Annotated in this window: 19 protein-coding genes, 1 tRNA gene and 1 riboswitch; of the genes, 15 read left to right on the top strand and 5 right to left on the bottom strand. The window is 40.4% G+C overall.

Features of this window, described 5'->3' with window-relative positions; all coding sequences use genetic code 11:
* Nucleotides 1–261 precede the first annotated feature (261 nt).
* Nucleotides 262–3,315 carry a pneumococcal-type histidine triad protein gene (locus tag M1F65_RS03030; protein WP_125826142.1) on the top strand — a complete coding sequence of 1,018 codons (3,054 nt, stop codon included), beginning with the start codon at nt 262–264 and terminating at the stop codon, nt 3,313–3,315.
* 36 nt (nt 3,316–3,351) lie between these two features.
* Here M1F65_RS03030 and pepT read toward each other — a convergent pair whose 3' ends face one another.
* The gene (gene pepT, locus M1F65_RS03025; protein WP_125826143.1) at nt 3,352–4,575 is read right to left on the bottom strand and encodes a peptidase T; all 1,224 of its coding nucleotides are present in this window, start codon (nt 4,573–4,575) and stop codon (nt 3,352–3,354) included.
* A gap of 310 nt (nt 4,576–4,885) precedes the next feature.
* Between pepT and pitA the strand changes: the two genes are divergently transcribed.
* The 6 genes from pitA (at nt 4,886) to hemH (ending at nt 12,476) form a co-directional block, all read left to right on the top strand.
* The gene (pitA, locus tag M1F65_RS03020) at nt 4,886–7,480 is read left to right on the top strand and encodes a vWA domain-containing protein (protein ID WP_247925455.1); all 2,595 of its coding nucleotides are present in this window, start codon (nt 4,886–4,888) and stop codon (nt 7,478–7,480) included.
* Nucleotides 7,480–8,031: a PI-2 pilus system signal peptidase SipA gene (gene sipA / locus M1F65_RS03015; RefSeq protein WP_000924790.1), complete on the top strand. Its 552-nt coding sequence runs from the start codon at nt 7,480–7,482 to the stop codon at nt 8,029–8,031. Before pitA ends, sipA begins: the two co-directional genes overlap by 1 nt.
* A complete protein-coding gene (locus tag M1F65_RS03010; RefSeq protein ID WP_025171513.1) occupies nt 8,031–9,338 on the top strand; it encodes a DUF7601 domain-containing protein in 1,308 nt (435 codons plus the stop codon). The genes sipA and M1F65_RS03010 overlap by 1 nt, the downstream gene beginning before the upstream one ends.
* A gap of 16 nt (nt 9,339–9,354) precedes the next feature.
* Nucleotides 9,355–10,356 carry a PI-2 pilus system class B sortase SrtG1 gene (gene srtG1, locus M1F65_RS03005; RefSeq protein WP_000695085.1) on the top strand — a complete coding sequence of 334 codons (1,002 nt, stop codon included), beginning with the start codon at nt 9,355–9,357 and terminating at the stop codon, nt 10,354–10,356.
* Between the two features lie 75 nt (nt 10,357–10,431).
* Entirely contained in the window at nt 10,432–11,304 is an 873-nt protein-coding gene (gene srtG2, locus M1F65_RS03000; protein WP_247925454.1) for a PI-2 pilus system class B sortase SrtG2, read from the top strand.
* 77 nt (nt 11,305–11,381) lie between these two features.
* A complete protein-coding gene (gene hemH, locus M1F65_RS02995) occupies nt 11,382–12,476 on the top strand; it encodes a ferrochelatase (RefSeq protein ID WP_000709214.1) in 1,095 nt (364 codons plus the stop codon).
* 41 nt (nt 12,477–12,517) lie between these two features.
* On the opposite strand, the gene mscL is transcribed toward hemH, so the two are convergent.
* A complete protein-coding gene (gene mscL, locus M1F65_RS02990; RefSeq protein ID WP_000910206.1) occupies nt 12,518–12,898 on the bottom strand; it encodes a large conductance mechanosensitive channel protein MscL in 381 nt (126 codons plus the stop codon).
* 79 nt (nt 12,899–12,977) lie between these two features.
* Nucleotides 12,978–13,415 carry a GtrA family protein gene (locus M1F65_RS02985; protein WP_049489683.1) on the bottom strand — a complete coding sequence of 146 codons (438 nt, stop codon included), beginning with the start codon at nt 13,413–13,415 and terminating at the stop codon, nt 12,978–12,980.
* A gap of 28 nt (nt 13,416–13,443) precedes the next feature.
* A riboswitch (PreQ1 riboswitch) is annotated at nt 13,444–13,540 on the top strand.
* Between M1F65_RS02985 and M1F65_RS02980 the strand changes: the two genes are divergently transcribed.
* The 4 genes from M1F65_RS02980 to dapA all read left to right on the top strand — a co-directional run bounded on the left by M1F65_RS02980 (nt 13,538) and on the right by dapA (nt 16,633).
* Complete coding sequence (locus tag M1F65_RS02980) at nt 13,538–14,047, top strand: QueT transporter family protein (protein WP_049489682.1); 510 nt, start codon at nt 13,538–13,540, stop codon at nt 14,045–14,047. It overlaps the preceding riboswitch by 3 nt.
* Nucleotides 14,048–14,152: 105 nt before the next feature.
* Nucleotides 14,153–14,225 (top strand) — tRNA-Thr (locus tag M1F65_RS02975).
* Nucleotides 14,226–14,564: 339 nt separating this feature from the next.
* Nucleotides 14,565–15,641 carry an aspartate-semialdehyde dehydrogenase gene (locus tag M1F65_RS02970; RefSeq protein WP_247925452.1) on the top strand — a complete coding sequence of 359 codons (1,077 nt, stop codon included), beginning with the start codon at nt 14,565–14,567 and terminating at the stop codon, nt 15,639–15,641.
* Between the two features lie 56 nt (nt 15,642–15,697).
* The gene (gene dapA / locus M1F65_RS02965; RefSeq protein ID WP_000121605.1) at nt 15,698–16,633 is read left to right on the top strand and encodes a 4-hydroxy-tetrahydrodipicolinate synthase; all 936 of its coding nucleotides are present in this window, start codon (nt 15,698–15,700) and stop codon (nt 16,631–16,633) included.
* Between the two features lie 46 nt (nt 16,634–16,679).
* On the opposite strand, the gene mnmE is transcribed toward dapA, so the two are convergent.
* Together mnmE and M1F65_RS02955 are read right to left on the bottom strand one after the other, a co-directional pair.
* Nucleotides 16,680–18,053 carry a tRNA uridine-5-carboxymethylaminomethyl(34) synthesis GTPase MnmE gene (gene mnmE / locus M1F65_RS02960; RefSeq protein WP_000632733.1) on the bottom strand — a complete coding sequence of 458 codons (1,374 nt, stop codon included), beginning with the start codon at nt 18,051–18,053 and terminating at the stop codon, nt 16,680–16,682.
* Nucleotides 18,054–18,187: 134 nt separating this feature from the next.
* A complete protein-coding gene (locus M1F65_RS02955) occupies nt 18,188–18,370 on the bottom strand; it encodes a 4-oxalocrotonate tautomerase (RefSeq protein WP_001117401.1) in 183 nt (60 codons plus the stop codon).
* A 122-nt stretch (nt 18,371–18,492) separates the two neighbouring features.
* Between M1F65_RS02955 and M1F65_RS02950 the strand changes: the two genes are divergently transcribed.
* Genes M1F65_RS02950 through M1F65_RS02935 form a run of 4 tightly spaced genes read left to right on the top strand, consistent with a single transcriptional unit; the run spans nt 18,493 to nt 21,581 of the window.
* Complete coding sequence (locus tag M1F65_RS02950) at nt 18,493–19,083, top strand: thymidine kinase (protein WP_000068128.1); 591 nt, start codon at nt 18,493–18,495, stop codon at nt 19,081–19,083.
* On the top strand, nt 19,080–20,159 hold the full coding sequence (prfA, locus tag M1F65_RS02945) for a peptide chain release factor 1 (protein WP_001028815.1): 1,080 nt from the start codon (nt 19,080–19,082) through the stop codon (nt 20,157–20,159). Before M1F65_RS02950 ends, prfA begins: the two co-directional genes overlap by 4 nt.
* Entirely contained in the window at nt 20,159–20,995 is an 837-nt protein-coding gene (prmC, locus tag M1F65_RS02940; protein WP_070838611.1) for a peptide chain release factor N(5)-glutamine methyltransferase, read from the top strand. The genes prfA and prmC overlap by 1 nt, the downstream gene beginning before the upstream one ends.
* A complete protein-coding gene (locus M1F65_RS02935) occupies nt 20,979–21,581 on the top strand; it encodes an L-threonylcarbamoyladenylate synthase (protein WP_000969283.1) in 603 nt (200 codons plus the stop codon). Before prmC ends, M1F65_RS02935 begins: the two co-directional genes overlap by 17 nt.

Here is a 21,581-nt window from a genome sequence, read left to right as displayed (position 1 = left end):
AAGGATATTGTTCTATTATTGGATAGAATAATGTCCTTTTATTTGTTAATAAAAAGATGAAATTTCCTGTCTAAAAAATGAAGAAAGGATTCTTAAAGTAATAATTTGAGTCTCTTTCACTAAAAATCTTGACAGATAAACTTAAAAAAGGTAAACTATTTACTGGTTAATTAATTGGTTAAATAACCGGTTTAGGAAAACTGTTTAACCGAAAAAAAGAAGTTAAGAAATAGCTTCATCATTTATTGAAATGAGGGATTTATGAAATTCAGTAAAAAATATATAGCAGCTGGATCAGCTCTTATCGTATCCTTGAGTCTTTGCGCTTATGCATTGAACCAGTATAGATCGCAGGAAAATAAGGACAATAATCGTGTATCTTATGTCGATGGTAAACAAGACTCTCAAAAAACAGAGACCCAGACACCAGATCAAGTTAGCAAAAAAGAAGATATTCAGGCAGAACAGATTGTCGTGAAAATTACCGATCAAGGTTATGTGACATCACACGGTGATCATTTCCATTATTACAATGGGAAAGTTCCTTTTGACGCGATTTTCAGCGAAGAACTGTTGATGAAAGATGCCAATTATCAACTGAAAGATGCTGACATTGTCAACGAAATCAAAGGTGGCTACATTATCAAGGTGGATGGCAAGTATTATGTTTACCTTAAAGATGCGGCTCATGCTGATAATATTCGTACGAAGGACGAAATTGAGCGCCAAAAACAAGGTCATACTCATGATGCACCAACCTCTAACAGTGCAGTGGCGCTTGCTCAATCGCAAGGTCGCTATACCACTGATGATGGGTATATTTTTAATCCATCTGATATTATAGAGGATACTGGTGATGCTTATATCGTTCCTCATGGAGGACATTTCCACTACATTCCGAAGAGTTCCTTGTCTGCTAGCGAATTGGCAGCTGCTCAAACTTACCTCTCTGGAACTAGAAAGCAACCAACTGTGACTGACTATCGTCCAAACCAAAATGGAAGCAGTCAAACCACTAATCCAAGTCAACAAACCGAAACACCAAGCAAACCAGAAGAGAGCCTTCAGAGTCTATTGCAGCAACTCTATGCTCTTCCAAGTAATCAACGTTATGCTGAATCAGATGGCTTGATTTTTGATCCTGCTAAGATTTCAAGTAGAACGCCGAGTGGCGTGGCGATTCCTCACGGAAATCACTATCATTTCATCCCATATACAAAGCTTTCTGCATTGGAAGAAAAGATTGCGCGTATGATTCCTTTATCTAGCGACAGTGGGAAGCCAACACCTTTAGAAAATCCAAGCAAACCAGCAGAGCATCCAGCTCAGCCAAATCATTCTCATGACCAAGACGGTGACCATGGAAGCCAGAATACCAACCATGAAGATCATGACCATGATGGAGAGGAGCATGACCATCACCACGGTGAAGAACATGATCATAGTTTTGCAGCTGACCGTGTTATTAGTGAGGATGAGCAAGGGTTTGTAGTTTCTCATGGAGATCACGCTCATTATTTCTTTAAGAAGGACTTGACTGCAACCCAAATCAAAGCTGCCCAAAATCACTTGAAAGAAAATCATCAGCCTCAGCACGTTCAACCACTTGCAAAGACTGTGGAAAGTTTCTCAAGAGATGCTAGCGATGAAGAAAAAATCAAGTATATCTCACAGACCTACGGGGTTCCGCTCGAAGCGATTCGTATTTCAAATGGATTCTTTGTCTTTGGAAATCCGGATCAAGCCTATGATCCAACCCATATCCATCCCTATGCTGTTCGAAAAGAACATGTTCGTATTCCTCTCCAAACTGGGAACCCAGAACTGGATTTCCTAAATGAACTGTATACGACTGCCCTACGTGATGGGGTATCTCCTTATAGTTTACAGGTAGAAAGTGGTAGTTTTGTGATTCCTCACGGAGACCACAATCACTACATCAAGGTTCAAACTAAGGGCTATGAAGTAGCTTTGAAAAATAAGATTCCAGCCCTACAATCGACCTATCAACCTGGAGCATTTGATGAACAAACAGTTCTATCTAAGGTGGATCAACTGTTAGCAGATAGCAGAAATCTCTACAAAGACCAGCCAATCATGCAGAGACGGGTTGAACTTGCTTTGGGGCAGTTCACCGAAAATATGAAAAAACTGGCAACAAACTCAACTGCTGGATATCTAGCAGCCTTGGATCTCTTTGATAAACAGTATATCCATGTGGATCAAAGTGTGGCACCGGTTGAAACTTCACCTTTAGATAAGAAGTACCAAGCCTTAGTAGATAAGATCAATACACTGGATACGGACACTTATGGCTTGCCTAAGAAAGATCTTTTAGTACATTTGCAGGAAGCAAAACTAGCACAGGATGAGACAGATTTGGCTGCCATTGAAGCGAAACTTCAGGCCTTGCAAGATTTCCGAGATCGGACAGGAGTCACAACAGTAGAGTACATCAAGTACTTCTACGAACATGTGTCTGATGGTCGTTTGAGAGAAGAACTTCGGAACCGTGTTGCTAAATTGACATGGGAACTTTACCAGTCACAATCTTTCCTAAAAGCAACCGACTTGAACAAGCTATTCCCAACTATTTACCAAACTAAGCTAGAAGTAGAAGAGGCTCTCAAAGAAGAACCCGTATCTACAAAAGCTGGTAAGACTATTCTAGATACGGAAAAAGTAGATAGTCAAACTGCTAAGACCGCCATCTATGAATTCCTAAAAGAACTCTACGGTGATTTTATGCCAGAAGAGCGGGTTAGCCATGTTAAGAAGGAAGAAGTAGATGCTCTCCTAACTAAAGCTGCTCAACTCCTAGCACGTGTCAAAGAAGATGGTGTCAAACAATCCCTAGCTGAAGAAGCAGCTAATATCAAGGCGGCTACTGAAAAGGAAAATGCAGACCTTGACGAAGCTAAAACACAACTTGAGGATCTTTTAAATCGTATTGCAGCGACTATCCAACGAGAGAAAAAAGAAGCAGAACAAGATCCGCAAACCGTGATCATCTACCAAAAACTCTATAATGTCATGCTCTCTCTTCACAAGTACTTAGAGGATAACAAAGGAACCGATGCAGACTTTGAACGTGTTGATGCTCTATTTGATCAACTTGCAGCCAAAAGCAGTGATAAAGAAGGTCTCCTCACTCTAGCTAAAGAAATCATTAGCTTGAACCAGGAACTCCGTTCAAAAGCAAGTGAAACTGATAGCCAATCTAAGTCTGAGAAAGACAGTGAAACAGCTGCTTCTCAAGCGACAGAAAAGCAAGCACAAAGTGAGTCTGAGACAAGTGCTCAACCAAATGAATAAAAAGAAAGGCGAAGTAGCTGAGCTACCTCGTCTTTTTTAGTCTTTATAAGATACAATGCCAATGATGGTATCCACCGCACGCTCCATAGTCTGAAGGCTGACGTATTCAAAACGTCCATGCATGTTTTCACCACCAGCAAAAATATTTGGAGTTGGGATACCCATAAAGGAAATTTTAGACCCATCTGTTCCACCACGAATTGGTTCAATAATTGGCGCGATTCCTAAATCTTCCATAACAGCTTTAGCAATAGTAATAGGCGTCATGTCTTTCTCAATGACTTCCTTCATATTGTAGTACTGGTCTGTCAGAGTCAAGCTAACGCGATCATTCCCAAGTTCTTGATTCATCTTGTCAGCAATAGACTGCATAGCTACTTTACGAGCTTCAAAGGAATCCTTTTCAAAGTCTCGAATGATATAGCTTGCACGCGCCTCCTCAACGCTACCTGACACATCCATAAGATGATAGAAACCTTGGTAACCATCTGTCAGTTCAGGTCGGTCATTCTCTGGAAGTTGATTATGAAAATCAATTGCTAGCTGAAGGGCATTGACCATCTGGCCTTTAGCGGTACCAGGGTGAACATTGCGCCCTTGGAAATGGAGTTCAGCAGCTGCTGCTGAGAAAGTCTCGTACTGAAGTTCTCCTAGCGGACCACCATCAACAGTATAGGCAAAGTCAACGTCAAAGTCATCTGCATCAAATTTATTAGCTCCAACCCCGATTTCTTCATCTGGACCAAAACCAACACGGATTTCACAGTGTTTGATTTCGGGATGAGCAGTCAGATATTCAATAGCAGTCATAATCTCAGCAATTCCTGACTTGTCATCAGCACCCAGCAAGGTCGTGCCATCAGTTGTGATAAGCGTTTGGCCTGGATATTTCTCAAGGCTCTTGAAATCAGCAGGATCGAGTTTAAAACCAGAAGAACCTAAGTCGATGACTCCACCATCATAGTTTTCGATAACTTGCGGCTTTACACCTTCGGCATTAAAATCAGCAGTATCCATATGGGAGATGAAGCCAATCTTGCGTGACAAGCTTGGATCGTTTGCTGGTAAGGTCCCAATAGCAAAACCATTTGGAAGGTAGTAAACGTTTTGCAGACCGACACGTTTCATTTCAGGAATAAGAACGTTGGTTGCAAAATCTACCTGACTTTGCGTACTTGGAGTAGTAGTCGAGTGTTCATCAGAACGCGTATTGACCTTAACGTAGGTCAAAAAACGATCTAAAAGGTTCGGATAAGTCATAAAAACTCCTTTAACAATTAAAAATAAAATGCTATCTTCAGAAAAAACTAATTCCGAAGGTTTTATGATTTAAAAAATATAATAACTCAAATCCATAATAATCTCAAATAGAAAAACGGTTATTCTATTCTTTTTCATTTTACCATAGAATAGTTTGAAAGACAAAGAAGAATCATGCTATTTTACAATCAATATAATATAAAATAATTATATTGATTGACACTGTTTGGAGTTTAGTGTACAATTGTTTTATAAATTCTATAGATTGATATAGTAATAATATAAAAACATTCTAGTTAAGGAGAATAAAATGAACATTCGCTTTGATTTTAAGAAAGTTCAAATTATTGCGCGCCGTTTAGTTACACTGTTAGCTATTCTCTTTTTGTGTGCTCCGATAGGTATGTTAAATGCTGATTCTAATACAGAACCTCAGACAACTCTTCACAAGACAATTACTCCGATATCCGGACAAGATGACAAGTATGAGTTGTCATTGGATATCACTTCTAAGCTTGGGACAGAAACTCAAACGGATCCCTTAGATGTTGTTTTAGTAGCAGATCTCTCAGGAAGTATGAACAAGAGAGATGTTCCTTCTTCTACTGGACGAACAATTACAAGATTGGATGCTTTAAAAAATACCCTTAAAGGGACTCGAGATCGTCAGGGATTAATTGATACGATTTTATCCAATTCAAATAATCGGTTATCCATGGTAGGTTTTGGCGGAAAGATTGATAATAAGTTTGCAGAACAATCATGGAATGCCTACTACCGAAAATGGGAGTGGGGATATCGGTATTGGCCGTATGAAGAGAGAACAGCATTTTATGATGGTGTGTCCCCATGGGATGATGCGGAAACAATTTTAAATTGGAATAACGATGCTAGTGGTTCAAAGACTGCAGTTAGTAATATGAAGATTGCTGGTGGCAAATCAATAGGGACTGAATCAGGAATCGGTACAGGAACCAATATTAGCGCAGGTATTCGTATTGCCAATCAATTGATGGATAGTGCAAGGTCTAATGCTAAGAAAGTTGTTATTGTTCTATCAGATGGTTTTGCCAATATGTATTACAACGACAGTGGTTATACAGTTTATAACTATAATAATCAAGATGGATCAGAAACGGCTCCATATTGGTTCTGGAATAATTTAGATGGATCTATCAATAATCTCGCCTATAGTCTCGCTCCAAAACTAGATGGCTTTTACTCTATTAAATTTCGTTATTCAAACAATGTCGACAGTATTACCAGTTTGCAGTATTATATCAGGTACCACAATTCTTCCATTCCTAATGAAATCCTATCCGCAAACAATGAAGACCAGTTACGAGACAGTTTTAAAGATATCACTGATAAGATTCTGCCTCTGGGAATTCACCGTGTGACTATCAAAGATGTTCTTTCTAAGTATGTCCAGCTATTACCGAACGGATCGTCAGAGTTTCGTGTCGTTAAAGAGAAAGATGGTAGCAGTGAAACATTAACCGAAGAGCAAGTAACTTTTGATACCAAGACAACCTCTGGTGGATTAGTGGAAGTTACGGCTAAATTTTCTCCGAATTATTCCTTGGAAGATGGGGCTCGATACGCTCTCAAATTTACTGTTACATCTAGTCAAGATGCTCTGGATGCCATTGCTGGTGATAAAAAGATAGAGGCTGGTGATGCTGATGGTTCTGATGTCAATAAACTCTATTCCAATAAAGGTGCCAGTGTCACCTATTCCTATGGAATAGGCACCTCACAAACCAAGACCAAAGAATACTCTGACAACCCAACATTTAAGCCTTCAGATCCATTAACGGTACCAGTGGAAGTTGAATGGCAAGGTGTGACGGGTGCGAGAACTGTTATTACAGCTGATCAACCGAGTAATATTGAACTGAAACTGGTTCAAAAGAACAAGAACGGAGGTTCTGATAATCAAGACTATCGAAAAACCAATGTGAATGTTGGTAAAAACGTATCTAATGAAACGAGGAACTTTGAAAAAGTTGCCAAAGGATATCAATACGATTTAATTGCACCGGACGTCCCAGCCTTTACCAAAGAAATAAAAAATGTTGGTACAGAATCTAAACCATCCTTTAAGGTAATCTATAAACAATTACCAAGCCTGACAATTAAAAAAGTGTTGAAATTCGAAAACAACTTGAACAAGGAGTTTTGGATTAAGGTAAAACTAACCTCTCCTGATTCTACGCCATTGAATGGAACTTTTGGTGAGATAACTGTTGTGAATGGTGAAGCGAAGATTCGTGTTGACAAACGAAAACGTTGGAAAGGTATTCTAAGCTATCTTCCTCGAGGAACCCACTACAAGGTTGAAGAAGAAGCCACATCAACAATTGGTTACCACGTTACATATGAGAATCAAGAGGGCGATCTGAATAAAGACGAGACCAGTACTGTCACGAACCACAAGCTTCCAAGTTTATCAGTCACAAAAAAGGTTACGGGGGTATTTGCCAACCTATTAAAATCCTTCAAGATTACCATTAACATAAAGGATGCTCAGAATAGACCATTGAATGGTTCCTATAATGTATTGGTGAATAACAAAAGAACGATCTTGCAGTTTACTGACGGACGAGCGTCTGTTGATCTTAACAAAGACCACACGATAAAAATTTATGGGCTACCACTTGATAGCTCCTATACCGTAGAAGAAGAATCAAACTCTTCGATTGGTTATCAGGTTACTTATGAAAATAAAGAAGGCAAGCTTGATGCGGACAAGTATGCGACAGTCAGGAATAATAAAAATAGTGTACCTGAAACTGGAATTGACTTCCTCAGCAGTACACTCGTGTTAGGAATAATCCTTCCTCTAGGAGGTATCTTCTTTACAATCCTACTCGGCTATCTAGTGGTACATAGGAGAAAATAATGCTACTTAAAAAGAAACATAAGAAAACAGTAACACAAGTCAATCGGGATAAGTCTCCGCCGAGTGTATGGGGAGATATCCTCTACTTAGTCAGTAAGCTTCTGATGGTTGGGTTTGTACTGGCCACCCTTTACTTTTTTGTCTTTGGACTATTGAGATACAATGACGATGGCATGAAGCCAGCCTTAAAAGATGGCGACTTGGTTGTCTACTATAGGCTTGATAAACGTTATTCGATTGGTGACCTGCTCGTCTATAGTTATAAGGGCAAGGAAAGAGTGGCGCGTGTCATAGCAACCGAAGGAAGTACGATCGATATAAACGAAAATGGTCTCATCATCAACGGTTCTCCTCAACAAGAGCAGGATATCTACAAAGAAACGCTGCTCTATAAGGAAGGGGCTACCTTCCCAATGAAAGTCCCAGCAGGACAACTCTTTGTCCTCGGAGACAATCGAACAACGGCTGTAGATAGTCGTGCTTTTGGAACCATTCCTATACAGGATACCCATGGCAAGGTGGTAACAGTCCTAAGGCGACGGGGCTTTTGATGATAATTTATGAAAAAAGAAATTTAAAAACAAAAGGAATAATCATGAAAAAAAGATTTTTGAAAAAATTAGTTACTGCAAGCATTGCAGCTGTAACCGCCTTGTCGGTCTTTAGAGGAGTTCCAACATTTGCGGATGATAATGATGTGGCAACTGCTAAAGCAACTGGTGAAACAAGTGCAAAAGTAGCTATTAATAAAACACTGAATATTGCTGAAGGAATTACAACACCGAAAGCGACTTTTAGGTTTACTTTTACTCCACAACCTGGAACTTCTTCAAATGATGCTCCTTATCAAATGGCTTCAAATTCGGAAAGTAATAAGGGATTCATTCCTGATCGTACGGTGACTTATTCGGAAGCTGATCGCTTAGCCAGTGGTCAATCAAGCATTAAAAAAGATACAGGTGACATTTTTGCTGGAGTTTCTTATGATCATGCAGGCGAGTATGTTTACCTCGTAAAGGAAACAGATAAAACTTATACACCTATTAAAGATAAAAATGATCAAGATATAGATGCTGTGAAATATGATACTCGCACTTATAAAATGCATGTAATTGTCAAAAATAAAGAAAATTCAGGTACCTTTATTTCTTCTGTTTACTTTAGAGAAGAGAATAAACCTGGCGCTGCTAAAGTTGCTCCATCTTCAAATTCAAATATTTTCAAATATGATTTATTTGAGAACACATATACTAAAAACGGAGGGAAAATTGATCCAACAGATCCTAAACACCCAAATGAACCAACAAAAGATATAACAGACAATGCAAAAAAATCCTTAACTATTCTAAAAAAAGTTGACGGAGGGACTGCGGATCGTACAAAAGATTTCCAATTTGAGATAACTGTAAAATTACCCAAAACAAATGAAACAGCAGTATCTCCTGTAACACAAATTACAGTTCATTATGGTGATAAAACTGAAAATGTTGATGTTGCTACCGATAAAGTCACATTTACTAAAACTTTTACTTTGAAGCATGGTCAAGAGTTTGCCATTGCTAATCTTCCAGCAGGTTCTCGTTATACTGTAAAAGAAACCGGAAGCAAAGGATATACCGCTACTTCTAAATATACTGAGAATGGTGAAAGTAAAACCAAATCAGATGGTACTCAAGCCCAAGATTATACAGTTGAAAATGTTCTTGTCGGTGAAAAATTGAACGACAACACTTTTACCAATAAATTCCAAGACGTTACCCCTACTGGTCTCTTGATTGACAATCTTCCCTTCATCTTGATGATTGGTCTTGGTTTGGCTGGATTTGTTGCTTTGTCTAAAAAACGCAGACAAGCTTAAGCAAGTGGTTTGACCGATGAAAATCAAGCGTGAGAAACCAAAAAAGAGTTTGTCTAGGCGGCTGGTCCTTGCTGTAGATGCATTGATGAATCATATCTTGCTCCTCTTGGCAGCCTTAGTCTTTCTCTTTGGTTTCTACGCCCTTTGGGATGCCAATCAGGTTTATTCTCAGGCTTCATCAAGTGAGTATGAGGCTTATAGACCTGTTAGTACCAGTGAGAAGGATGAGCTTGATAGTTTTTCTGGCTTTCACAAGCTACAGCAAGTCAATCCAGAGGTTCTCGGTTGGATCAATGTCTATGGCACCAATATCGACTATCCCTTAGTCCAAGCCAAAGACAATGAAAAATACCTGAACAAGGATTCCAAGGGAGAATTTGCAGCTACAGGAGCTATTTTCCTTGAGGCTCGAAATGAATCCAAATTCGAAGACTTTAATACCATCATCTACGGACACCATGTAGAAAATGGGGTTATGTTTGGAGATGTAGCGAAGTTTTCTGATAAGGAATTTTTTGACCAGCATCGCTACGGTAGTATTTACTATAATGGTGTTGAAAAAGGTCTTGAGATCTTTGAGATGCTCGAGGTGGACGCCTATGACTTTAACATCTACGATCCAGGTATTAATGGGGATAATCGGCGCCAAGAATATATCGATCACTTACTCTCGGTTGCCATCCACAAACGAGACATTACACTGGGGCCAAATGACCATATCATCCTTCTCAGTACCTGTTTCCTAGACGTAACAAATGGGAGACATATCGTAGTTGCCAAGATTACGGATACGGTTCCAAAGGACACCTTCCATACGAAAAAATCAAAACCATTCCCTTATAGTGTCTTTGATGATTCGTCGCTCGGACGATTTCTCTCATCGATTCCTTTGTGGATATGGTACATCATCTTGTTTATCTTGCTCTTGCTATTGATCTTCTTGCTCATCATCCTCTACTTGATCTTGCGTCGTAGAAAAGAAGCAAAGGAAGAAGGGGCAGATACCATTACTGACTAAACTACCAATAAAAGAGAAAGGGACAGCCTCTCTTGCTCTTTTATTTTCAAGGCTAGAGAGGAGAAAGAAGGAAATATGAAAACAAGTACGAGTCGCAAAGTTATAAAGGTCATTCTATCCCTCTTTCTAGCTTTTTTCTGTCTTTTTACAGCTGATAGAGTTCTTGCGAGTGACTACGATCATTATAATCCCATTGAAAAAGATGCCAGCAGTACGGGCTTTGAAACCTTGCAGCACCTCAACAAGGATGTTTGTGGTTGGATTAGCCTTGATGGAACCAAGGTAGACTATCCCCTCTTGCAGAGTCAGGACAATGTCAAATACCTTGATCGCAATGCTTTTGGCGATTATACTGTGTCAGGCTCTATATTCCTAGACTATCGTTTTAACCCCAACTTTACCGACTTTAACACCATCATTTATGGTCACTCCATGGCTTCTGGAGCTATGTTTGGGGAGATTCAAAAATTTGCGGATCAAGATTTTTTTGAAAAGCATCGCTATGGTTCTATCTACTACAATGGTCGTGAACGTGGTCTGGAGATATTTGGGATTTTAGAAGTGGATGCCTATGACACGGAGATTTACCGGACTTTGAGTTCCAACGATGAGGAACACCAGGCTTACTATCAATATCTGCTAAGTAAATCCAAGTACAAGCGAGATGTTTCCTTGACCTCAACGGACAAGATTGTTTTGTTAAGCACCTGTTTCCTTAACATTACCAACGGACGGCATATCCTCTTAGCTAAAATAACGGATGCACCACTAAAAGCATCCCAGGATAAAAGTGGGGAAGCAGTAGGAACACGCTATTTTGACCAAGGGCTACCAACGCATTGGATTTATATCCTTGCCTTTCTTCTCTTGATTATTGTTATTTTACTCCTTGTCGTTATCATCCTAATCATAAGACGAGATAGAAAGACAAAAGAACAAAAGAAATAGTAGACGTCGGAAGCGTTTACTATTTTTTTCTTTCATGATAGAATAGATAGTGAAAATAATATCATAAGGATGATAACATGAAAAAAGCAATATTGATGATGACCTTTGGATCTCCAGAGGAGATTAGTTTTGAAGGAGTAGCAGAATTCTTTACAAACATTCGTCGTGGAGTTAGACCCCAAGACCACGAGATCCAGACTCTCTATGACAACTACGTCCTTATCGGTGGGACACCTTTGCAGCGGATTACACGTGATGAGGTCAATTTAGTCAAGGAACGATTAGGGGAGGAGTATGGTATCTACTTTGCCAACAAATTTTCTCGTCCCTTTATTCCAGACGTGATCAGGCAGATGGAAGCTGATGGTGTTGAAGAATGTATCTGCTTGATTTTGGAACCTCATTATTCTTTTTACTCAGTCATGGGGTATGAAAAGTTTCTGGAAAGCCAGCAGATCCGATTTTTAGTAATTAAGGACTGGTATCAACAACAGCCTTTGCTGGACTTCTGGACAGATGAGATTAGCAAAATTTTACGGAACCATGTGGGAGAAGAATCTTTCAAGGTAATCTTTTCGGCACACAGTGTTCCCATTTTTGCCTTGGATTATGGAGATCCTTATATCGACCAGATTTTCGATAATAGCAAGCTCATTGCTGAACAACTCGGCCTAACAGCCGACCAGTATACCAATACTTGGCAGAGCGAAAGTGATATTGGAATCCCTTGGATCAAGCCAGATGTCTTAGAATATTTACGAGAACAAAAGCAACATCCAGAGCATTATATTTTTGTCCCGATTAGTTTTATCAGTGAGCACATTGAAGTCTTGTTCGATAATGATGTGGAATGTTATGAGTTGTGTCAAGAATTAGATGTCACCTACCATCGCCCACCTATGCCCAATACGGATAGCCGTTTAATTGACGCTTTAGTTGCTACTGTAAGAGCCAATGAAGACAAAGAATTTAAAGCTTTTCTCCCAGAAGAAGAAACCTTTGATGAGTTAGCGCCTTCAGCAACTACCAAGGACATTATGGAGGAGACAGACGACCTTCAGATGCCAGAATTTGTCAAAAAGCTCATTGAGAAAAAAGGCCGTGAAAATGTGAAGATGCCTTACTTAATTAAGAAAATGCTCGAAAAAGCTGGGAAGTTACCAAAAGAGTAAAGAAAAAAGGATTTAGCTTTAAGCTAAATCCTTTATCTGTTTTATTTTTTCTCAAGAAGAGCTTTGATTTCTTGAAGAACTTCAAGTTCAGTTGGAGCAGCAGGTGCTTCCTCAACCACTTCCTCTTTCTTACGAAGGTTTTGCGCTTTTTCCATAGCTTTAATAACGAAGAAAAGCACAGTACCTACAACGAGAAAGTTGATAATAGCACTCAAGAATTTACCATATGTAACACCATTCCATGCAAGCTCAGCGATGTTTTGTACTTTCGCAGCTTCCAAAGCTGGGTTCAATAGAAGTGGAGTGATGATGTCATTAACAAATGAAGTAACGATAGCACCAAATGCAGAGGCAATGATGACACCGACAGCGAGGTCAACGACATTACCACGAAGCAAGAATTCTTTAAGATCCTTTAACATTTTCATAAATTCCTTTCCTAATTTTCTAATTTATTATATCCTAAATTGTGACAAAAAGCAACTTGAACGCTCAAAGTGGTCAGTTGTTCCCTTTAAAAATATAGATTTTACTGAAAATATAGTTTAAAATGATGATCAAAATTTGTGCTAGGATAGTTTCAATCGTATTAACCCTATCTATATTAAATTCGACAAACTGGCCAATAATATCAGGAAAGGTTGTAACAAAGATATAAGTTAAAAGGATGTCGAGACCAAGTGTTGAGAGACGAGCTAAGACAAATTTAGCCAGGCGGGTTGGCCAATTCCTTCTCTCTTGTTTAAAGACGATTGTATCATTTGTGAGAAAGGCAAAGAGAATCCCGATAATATTTGCAAGGGCAGTTGCGAGGATTTCCTGGTGGCTGATATGGTAAATAACCAAACGTGATACAATAGAAACCAAAGTCGTAGCACCACCAAAAAATAGGTAGGAGAGTATTTCGTTATTAAAGAAAGCTTTTATTCGTTTTTTCATGATTTTAGTATAGCATAAAGCTGGCTAATGTGCTATACTAGTAAGGTTGATTCACTCAACCCTTGGTGCTTAGCTTCTTTCACCAAGCATATTTTACGCGGGAAACCGCCAAAGGAGAAAACATGAAAAATTTAACTGTTCGTGACATGGCAGATATTGCTATTGTTGCTGCTATCTATGTGGTTTTGACCATTACCCCACCACTAAATGCTATTAGCTACGGTGCTTACCAGTTCCGCATTTCTGAGATGATGAATTTTTTGGCTTTTTACAATCCTAAATACATCATCGGTGTGACGATTGGTTGTATGATTGCTAATTTCTTTAGTTTTGGCATAATTGATGTCTTTGTCGGCGGGGGATCTACTCTAGTTTTCCTTAGTCTAGGTGTATGGCTCTTTGCAAAATACAGCAAAGATTACCTCTTTAACGGATTGATTCGAAAAGATCATTTCTTCTTTTCAATCCTCTTCTCCATTTCAATGATTACCATTGCAGCTGAACTTCATATCGTTGCTGAAGCTCCATTCTTCTTTACTTGGTTTTCTACAGGGATTGGAGAGTTTGCATCGCTTATCGTTGGTGCAATCCTAATCGGAAAACTGGGACAGCGAATCGACCTTACAAAATAAGAAGTTTATAAGCTAGATTCTTGCTAAATCTAGCTTTTTTCATTTCATAAAATTAAAAGAGAGCGCTTGACAAGAACATAGAACTATAGTATACTTTTTAGGTAAGCTGATTTAGCTCAGTTGGCAGAGCGCATCCATGGTAAGGATGAGGTCGCCGGTTCAATCCCGGCAATTAGCATGATATAGACAGGAAAACTCTTGATATTTGAGAGTTTTTTATATTTACCCCGCATTAGCCTTGACAAAGTCAGCAAAGCATAGTAGAATAAAACCTGCGATGAGTCGATAGGTAGTCTTTGGACTACTATTGAGCATAAGGAGGTCATAACGCAGGAGCGGACCTTGATGAGTTGTGTGAACCAGCTCATCACATGAAGATGCCTCTTAGTCCCTGGTCAATGACTGGGGATTTTTAATTTTCAGAAAATAGAACCCAAAAATACTTTTCAATTTTTAGAAAAAGTAGTATAATACTTCTATTATAGAAATTTTTAGAAAATTCCGAAAGAGGTTATTTATGGGATATACAGTTGCTGTAGTCGGCGCGACAGGTGCTGTCGGAGCTCAGATGATAAAAATGTTGGAAGAATCAACACTTCCAATCGATAAAATTCGTTACCTTGCTTCTGCACGTTCAGCAGGCAAGACTTTGAAATTTAAAGACCAAGATATTACGATTGAGGAAACAACTGAGACAGCTTTTGAAGGTGTTGATATTGCTCTCTTCTCAGCTGGTGGTTCGACATCTGCCAAGTATGCTCCCTACGCAGTTAAGGCTGGTGCAGTAGTAGTTGATAACACATCTTACTTCCGTCAAAATCCAGATGTACCATTGGTTGTCCCAGAAGTAAATGCTCATGCCTTGGATGCTCATAATGGAATCATTGCTTGCCCCAACTGTTCCACAATCCAAATGATGGTGGCTCTTGAGCCTGTTCGTCAAAAATGGGGCTTGGACCGTATCATTGTTTCAACTTACCAAGCCGTTTCAGGTGCTGGTATGGGAGCAATTCTTGAGACACAGCGTGAACTTCGTGAAGTTTTGAATGATGGTGTGAATCCTCGTGATTTGCATGCAGAAATCTTGCCTTCAGGTGGTGATAAGAAACACTATCCTATCGCCTTTAACGCTCTTCCACAAATCGATGTCTTTACTGACAATTATTACACTTATGAAGAGATGAAGATGACTAAGGAAACAAAGAAAATCATGGAAGATGACAGCATCGCAGTGTCTGCAACATGTGTGCGTATTCCCGTCTTGTCAGCTCACTCTGAGTCTGTTTATATCGAAACAAAAGAAGTGGCTCCAATCGAAGAAGTAAAAGCAGCCATCGCAGCCTTTCCAGGTGCTGTTCTTGAGGATGACGTAGCACATCAAATCTATCCGCAAGCCATCAACGCTGTTGGTTCACGTGATACCTTCGTAGGTCGTATCCGTAAAGACTTGGATGCTGAAAAAGGAATCCATATGTGGGTTGTTTCAGATAACCTTCTCAAAGGTGCTGCTTGGAACTCAGTTCAGATTGCAGAAACGCTTCACGAACGTGGATTGGTTCGTCCAACAGCTGAGTTGAAATTTGAATTAAAATAGTCATATCGTTTAGGAGTTCAGATGAACTCCTTCTTTGAAATAGAGAGGTGTTTCTCATGTCTTATCAAGATTTAAAAGAGTGTAAAATCATCACAGCCTTTATTACCCCTTTTCATGAGGATGGTTCCATCAACTTTGATGCCATTCCAGCCTTGATTGAGCATTTATTGGCCCATCACACAGACGGCATTCTTCTAGCTGGAACGACTGCTGAGAGTCCGACCTTGACCCACGATGAGGAGTTGGAACTCTTTGCGGCTGTACAAAAGATTGTTAATGGACGTGTTCCTTTGATTGCGGGTGTAGGTACCAATGATACGCGTGACTCGATCGAGTTTGTCAAAGAAGTAGCAGACTTTGGTGGCTTCGCTGCTGGACTTGCTATCGTACCATACTACAACAAACCTTCTCAAGAAGGCATGTATCAGCACTTTAAAGCGATTGCAGATGCTTCTGACTTGCCTATTATCATCTATAACATTCCAGGGCGTGTAGTAGTGGAATTAACTCCAGAAACCATGCTTCGCTTGGCTGACCATCCAAATATCATCGGTGTCAAAGAATGTACCAGCTTGGCAAATATGGCTTACTTGATTGAGCACAAGCCAAAAGAGTTCTTGGTCTATACTGGTGAGGATGGAGATGCTTTCCATGCCATGAACCTTGGTGCGGATGGGGTTATTTCTGTTGCCTCCCATACAAATGGAGATGAAATGTACGAAATGTTTACTGCCATTGCAGAGAGCGATATGAAGAAAGCCGCAGCTATTCAGCGTCAGTTCATTCCTAAGGTCAACGCCCTCTTCTCTTATCCAAGTCCTGCTCCAGTTAAGGCAGTCCTTAACTATATGGGATTTGAAGCTGGACCAACTCGTCTGCCTCTAGTTCCAGCACCAGAAGAAGATGCCAAACGCATTATCAAGGTTGTTGTAGATGGTGACTACGAAGCAACTAAGGCAACCGTAACAGGTGTCCTTAGACCAGATTACTAATAAAGACAATAAAATCCATGACCAAATGAACGATCATGGATTTTTTTTATTTTCCTAAACAGAATTGGCTAAAGAGTTGGGTGATGAGTTCATCAGGTGCGGCATCTCCAGTGATTTCTCCGAGAATTTCCCAAGTACGAGTCAAGTCAACTTGAAGCAAATCAACTGGCATACCCAGTTCAAGACCTTCATTAACTGCTTGCAAGCTTTCAACAGCCTTCTCAATCAAGGAAATATGACGGGCGTTAGATAGATAAGTAGCATCTTGCTCAACCAAACCAGCATTTTCAAAGAAGAGGTCGTTAATACGCTCTTCGATTTTATCAATGTTTTGATTTTTAAGAACTGAAATACGGATGAGATCTTCAGGGAGTTCTGAAGTTTCAATCGCTTCAGGAAGATCCGTTTTATTAAGTAGAATAATGCGGTTGGTATCTTGACTGATGTCTAAAAGTTGTCTGTCTTGTGCTGTTAGTGGTTCGCTGGCATTTAGTACTAGTAGTACCAAGTCAGCTTCCTTGAGGGCTTTTTTCGAACGTTCAACACCGATTTGTTCCACGATATCATCTGTTTCACGAATACCTGCAGTATCAATCAATTTGAGAGGAACCCCGTTAATGTTGACGTATTCTTCGATAACATCTCGTGTCGTACCAGCGATGTCTGTTACGATGGCCTTATCTTCACGCAGGAGATTGTTGAGAAGACTGGATTTCCCAACGTTGGGACGGCCGATAATGGCAGTTGAAATTCCCTCACGAAGGATTTTACCACGACGAGCTGTTCTAAGGAGATTGGTTAGCAATTGCTCAAACTCCATAGTCTTCTCGCGGACAACAGCAGTAGTAGCTTCCTCAACATCATCATACTCAGGATAGTCAATATTGACCTCAACTTGGGCAAGTGTATTGAGGATTTCTTGGCGAGTATTATTAATGAGGTCAGAAAGAGAACCGTCCAATTGTTTGACTGCAATATTCATGGCCTTGTCTGTCTTGGCACGGATGATGTCCATCACTGCCTCGGCCTGTGTCAAGTCCACACGACCGTTTAGAAAGGCGCGTTTGGTAAATTCACCAGGTTCTGCCAACCGAGCTCCTTCACGGATAGCTAGTTGGAGAATCTCATTGGTCACCGCAATCCCACCGTGAGTGTTAATCTCGATAATATCCTCACGAGTGAAGGTCTTTGGAGACTTCATAGCTCCAACCATAACTTCGTCCATGACCTTCCCTGTCTGCGGGTCAATAATGTGACCGTAGTTGAGGGTATGGCTTGCAACCTTGCTCAAGTCTTTTCCTTTAAAAATCTTTTGCGCAATGGCAAAGCTATCTGTTCCGCTCAGGCGGACAATACCAATGGCTCCTTCACCTAGTGGAGTAGAGATAGCAGCGATGGTATCAAATTCACGTGTAATCATACTAATTCCTTTTGTATTTCTTTTCTTAGGATAGGTATCCAAGCATCTCTTCAAATTGTAACAAAATTAGACTATTTCTTCAATGGATGCTACTTGGAGATTGAAAAAGCCTAAGCAATTCTGCTTAAGCTGGATTATTTGGTGCGCATTTCCCCTTGAGGGAAGTAGGTTCCTTCTGGCATGTCGTTGATGATGACATGAACGGCTGATTGAGGGGCTCCAGTGTTGCGGACAACAGCTTCCGTTACTTCCTTAGCAAGAGCTTTCTTTTGCTCGAGCGTTCGACCTTCAAATAAATCGATGCGTACAAATGGCATAGTAGCTTCCTCCACTAGTTTTTGATTTCTTCTATTTTACCACATTTTGCCGTTTAAAGCTTCAGAAAATTATGATATACTAGAATGTAGCAAAAATTTAGAAATGGACGTGAAATAGAAGCATGGCACAGTTGTATTATCGTTATGGGACCATGAACTCTGGTAAGACGATTGAGATTCTCAAGGTGGCCTATAACTACGAGGAGCAAGGAAAGGGAGTTGTGATTATGACTTCGGCTCTGGATACACGTGACGGTGTTGGCTATGTGTCGAGTCGAATCGGCATGAAACGCCCAGCCATTGCGATTGAGGAAACGACAGATATCTTCGGCTATATCCGAGACTTACCTGAAAAACCTTACTGTGTGCTAGTCGATGAGGCTCAGTTTCTCAAGCGTCACCATGTTTACGACCTAGCTCGTGTTGTGGACGAGCTAGACATACCTGTCATGGCTTTTGGTTTGAAGAATGACTTTCGCAATGAATTGTTCGAAGGTTCAAAATACCTCTTGCTCTTAGCAGACAAGATTGAAGAAATCAAGACCATCTGTCAGTATTGTAAGAAAAAGGCGACCATGGTGTTGCGCACGCACGATGGTGTACCAGTCTATGATGGAGAACAAATTCAGATCGGTGGAAATGAAACCTATATCTCAGTCTGCCGTAAACATTATTTTGCCCCTGAAATCAATAAGGAGAATGAAGAAAAATGAACATCTATGATCAACTACAAGCTGTAGAAGACCGATATGAAGAATTAGGAGAATTGCTGAGTGACCCTGATGTCGTTTCAGACACCAAACGCTTCATGGAGCTTTCAAAAGAAGAGGCTTCAACTCGTGATACGGTAACAGCCTACCGTGAGTACAAACAAGTTCTTCAAAACATCGTTGATGCCGAAGAGATGATTAAAGAATCAGGCGGAGATGCGGACTTGGAAGAAATGGCCAAGCAAGAGCTGAAAGATGCCAAGGCTGAAAAAGAAGAATACGAAGAAAAACTGAAAATCTTGCTTCTTCCAAAGGATCCAAACGATGACAAGAATATCATCCTTGAAATCCGTGGGGCAGCTGGTGGAGACGAAGCAGCGCTCTTCGCTGGGGATTTGCTAACCATGTACCAAAAATATGCGGAAGCCCAAGGATGGCGCTTTGAAGTCATGGAAGCTTCTATGAACGGTGTCGGTGGTTTCAAAGAAGTGGTTGCCATGGTTTCGGGTCAATCTGTATATTCTAAGCTTAAGTACGAATCAGGTGCCCACCGTGTGCAACGTGTCCCCGTGACAGAAAGCCAAGGTCGTGTACATACTTCAACTGCTACAGTTCTTGTCATGCCTGAAGTAGAGGAAGTAGAATACGATATCGATCCAAAAGACCTTCGTGTTGATATCTACCATGCATCTGGTGCTGGTGGACAGAACGTCAATAAGGTTGCGACTGCCGTGCGTATCGTTCACTTGCCAACCAATATCAAGGTTGAGATGCAGGAAGAACGTACCCAGCAGAAAAACCGTGAGAAGGCCATGAAAATCATCCGTGCGCGTGTTGCTGACCATTTTGCTCAGATTGCTCAAGATGAACAAGATGCCGAGCGTAAGTCAACAATCGGTACTGGGGATCGTTCTGAACGTATTCGTACTTATAACTTCCCACAAAACCGTGTCACAGACCACCGTATCGGTTTGACCCTCCAAAAACTAGATACGATTTTATCTGGTAAATTGGATGAAGTTGTGGATGCTTTGGTTCTTTATGACCAAACACAAAAATTAGAAGAATTAAACAAATAATGAAATTAGCTCAATTATTTTCAGATTTTGAAGAAGCGTTGATAAGACAAGGAGAGGAAGCAGAAAGCCTCTCTTTTGTCTACCGTAGCCTAAAAAATCTCTCTTTTACGGACTTTGTCTTTGCTCTTCAGCAGGAAGTGACAAAAGAGGAAGAAAATTTTGTAGAAGAAATTTACCAGCAGTTAGCGGCTCACAAACCAGCTCAGTATATCATTGGTCACGCAGATTTCTTTGGAATGCAGTTAAAAGTAGATGAGAGAGTTTTGATTCCTCGGCCAGAGACAGAAGAGTTGGTGGAGCTTATCTTGGCCGAAAATCCTGAGGAAAATCTTAAGGTCCTAGATATCGGGACTGGAAGTGGTGCCATAGCCCTTGGATTAGCTAAAAACAGACCGGATTGGTCAGTGACAGCAGCAGATATTTCCCAAGACGCCTTAGAGCTTGCATCAGAGAATGCTAGAAATCAAAATCTTAATATATTTTTTAAAAAATCTGATTGTTTTGCAGAAATTTCTGAAAAATATGATATAATTGTATCCAATCCACCCTATATCTCTCGTGAAGATGAGTCAGAGGTCGGTTTGAATGTTTTACATTCGGAGCCTCATCTAGCTCTCTTTGCAGATGAGGATGGCCTAGCTATTTACCGCAGAATTGCGGAAGATGCAAAAGACTATCTCACAGATGGTGGTAAGATTTATCTTGAAATTGGATACAAGCAAGGTCAAAGTGTTCCTGCGCTTTTTAGGAAATATCTTCCTGAAAAACGGGTACGAACACTCAAGGACCAATTTGGTCAAGATAGGATGGTTGTAGTTGATGATGGACAGGATTAGACAAGAGTTGGAAAAGGGCGGAGCTGTTGTTCTACCAACCGAGACAGTTTATGGTCTCTTTGCTAAGGCCTTAGATGAAAAAGCTGTCGACCATGTTTACCAACTTAAACGTCGTCCTAGAGAAAAGGCGCTCAATCTTAATGTCGCTTCTCTAGAGGACATCTTGCACTTTTCAAAGAATCAGCCAACTTATCTACAAAAGCTTGTAGAGGCCTTTTTACCGGGTCCCTTGACCATTATCCTCGAAGCCAATGACCGAGTTCCCTATTGGGTCAACTCTGGTATTGCAACTGTCGGATTTCGGATGCCGAGTCACCCCATTACACTTGATTTGATTCGAGAGACAGGACCCTTGATTGGGCCGTCTGCCAATATTTCAGGTCAGGCAAGTGGCGTGACCTTTGCTCAAATTCTAGAGGATTTTGACCAAGAGGTTCTGGGTCTGGAGGACGACGCTTTTCTAACTGGACAGGATTCGACTATTTTGGATTTGTCTGGAGACAAGGTGAAAATCTTACGCCAGGGGGCGATTAAGCGAGAAGACATTCTTGCTCAGTTGCCAGAGATTTCTTTTGAGGAGGAGTGA

This window comes from Streptococcus oralis (assembly GCF_023109195.1).
Taxonomy (GTDB): domain Bacteria; phylum Bacillota; class Bacilli; order Lactobacillales; family Streptococcaceae; genus Streptococcus; species Streptococcus oralis_BV.
Note: the sequence above shows the minus strand (reverse complement) of the source record. Positions and strands in the feature narration are given on the sequence as shown.

Bases quoted from the DNA above. Each gene is read 5' to 3' on its own strand.
- M1F65_RS03030 (WP_125826142.1), top strand. From the start codon at position 262: ATGAAATTCAGTAAAAAATATATAGCAGCTGGATCAGCTCTTATCGTA.
- pepT (WP_125826143.1), bottom strand. From the start codon at position 4,575: ATGACTTATCCGAACCTTTTAGATCGTTTTTTGACCTACGTTAAGGTC.
- pitA (WP_247925455.1), top strand. From the start codon at position 4,886: ATGAACATTCGCTTTGATTTTAAGAAAGTTCAAATTATTGCGCGCCGT.
- sipA (WP_000924790.1), top strand. From the start codon at position 7,480: ATGCTACTTAAAAAGAAACATAAGAAAACAGTAACACAAGTCAATCGG.
- M1F65_RS03010 (WP_025171513.1), top strand. From the start codon at position 8,031: ATGATAATTTATGAAAAAAGAAATTTAAAAACAAAAGGAATAATCATG.
- srtG1 (WP_000695085.1), top strand. From the start codon at position 9,355: ATGAAAATCAAGCGTGAGAAACCAAAAAAGAGTTTGTCTAGGCGGCTG.
- srtG2 (WP_247925454.1), top strand. From the start codon at position 10,432: ATGAAAACAAGTACGAGTCGCAAAGTTATAAAGGTCATTCTATCCCTC.
- hemH (WP_000709214.1), top strand. From the start codon at position 11,382: ATGAAAAAAGCAATATTGATGATGACCTTTGGATCTCCAGAGGAGATT.
- mscL (WP_000910206.1), bottom strand. From the start codon at position 12,898: ATGTTAAAGGATCTTAAAGAATTCTTGCTTCGTGGTAATGTCGTTGAC.
- M1F65_RS02985 (WP_049489683.1), bottom strand. From the start codon at position 13,415: ATGAAAAAACGAATAAAAGCTTTCTTTAATAACGAAATACTCTCCTAC.
- M1F65_RS02980 (WP_049489682.1), top strand. From the start codon at position 13,538: ATGAAAAATTTAACTGTTCGTGACATGGCAGATATTGCTATTGTTGCT.
- M1F65_RS02970 (WP_247925452.1), top strand. From the start codon at position 14,565: ATGGGATATACAGTTGCTGTAGTCGGCGCGACAGGTGCTGTCGGAGCT.
- dapA (WP_000121605.1), top strand. From the start codon at position 15,698: ATGTCTTATCAAGATTTAAAAGAGTGTAAAATCATCACAGCCTTTATT.
- mnmE (WP_000632733.1), bottom strand. From the start codon at position 18,053: ATGATTACACGTGAATTTGATACCATCGCTGCTATCTCTACTCCACTA.
- M1F65_RS02955 (WP_001117401.1), bottom strand. From the start codon at position 18,370: ATGCCATTTGTACGCATCGATTTATTTGAAGGTCGAACGCTCGAGCAA.
- M1F65_RS02950 (WP_000068128.1), top strand. From the start codon at position 18,493: ATGGCACAGTTGTATTATCGTTATGGGACCATGAACTCTGGTAAGACG.
- prfA (WP_001028815.1), top strand. From the start codon at position 19,080: ATGAACATCTATGATCAACTACAAGCTGTAGAAGACCGATATGAAGAA.
- prmC (WP_070838611.1), top strand. From the start codon at position 20,159: ATGAAATTAGCTCAATTATTTTCAGATTTTGAAGAAGCGTTGATAAGA.
- M1F65_RS02935 (WP_000969283.1), top strand. From the start codon at position 20,979: ATGATGGACAGGATTAGACAAGAGTTGGAAAAGGGCGGAGCTGTTGTT.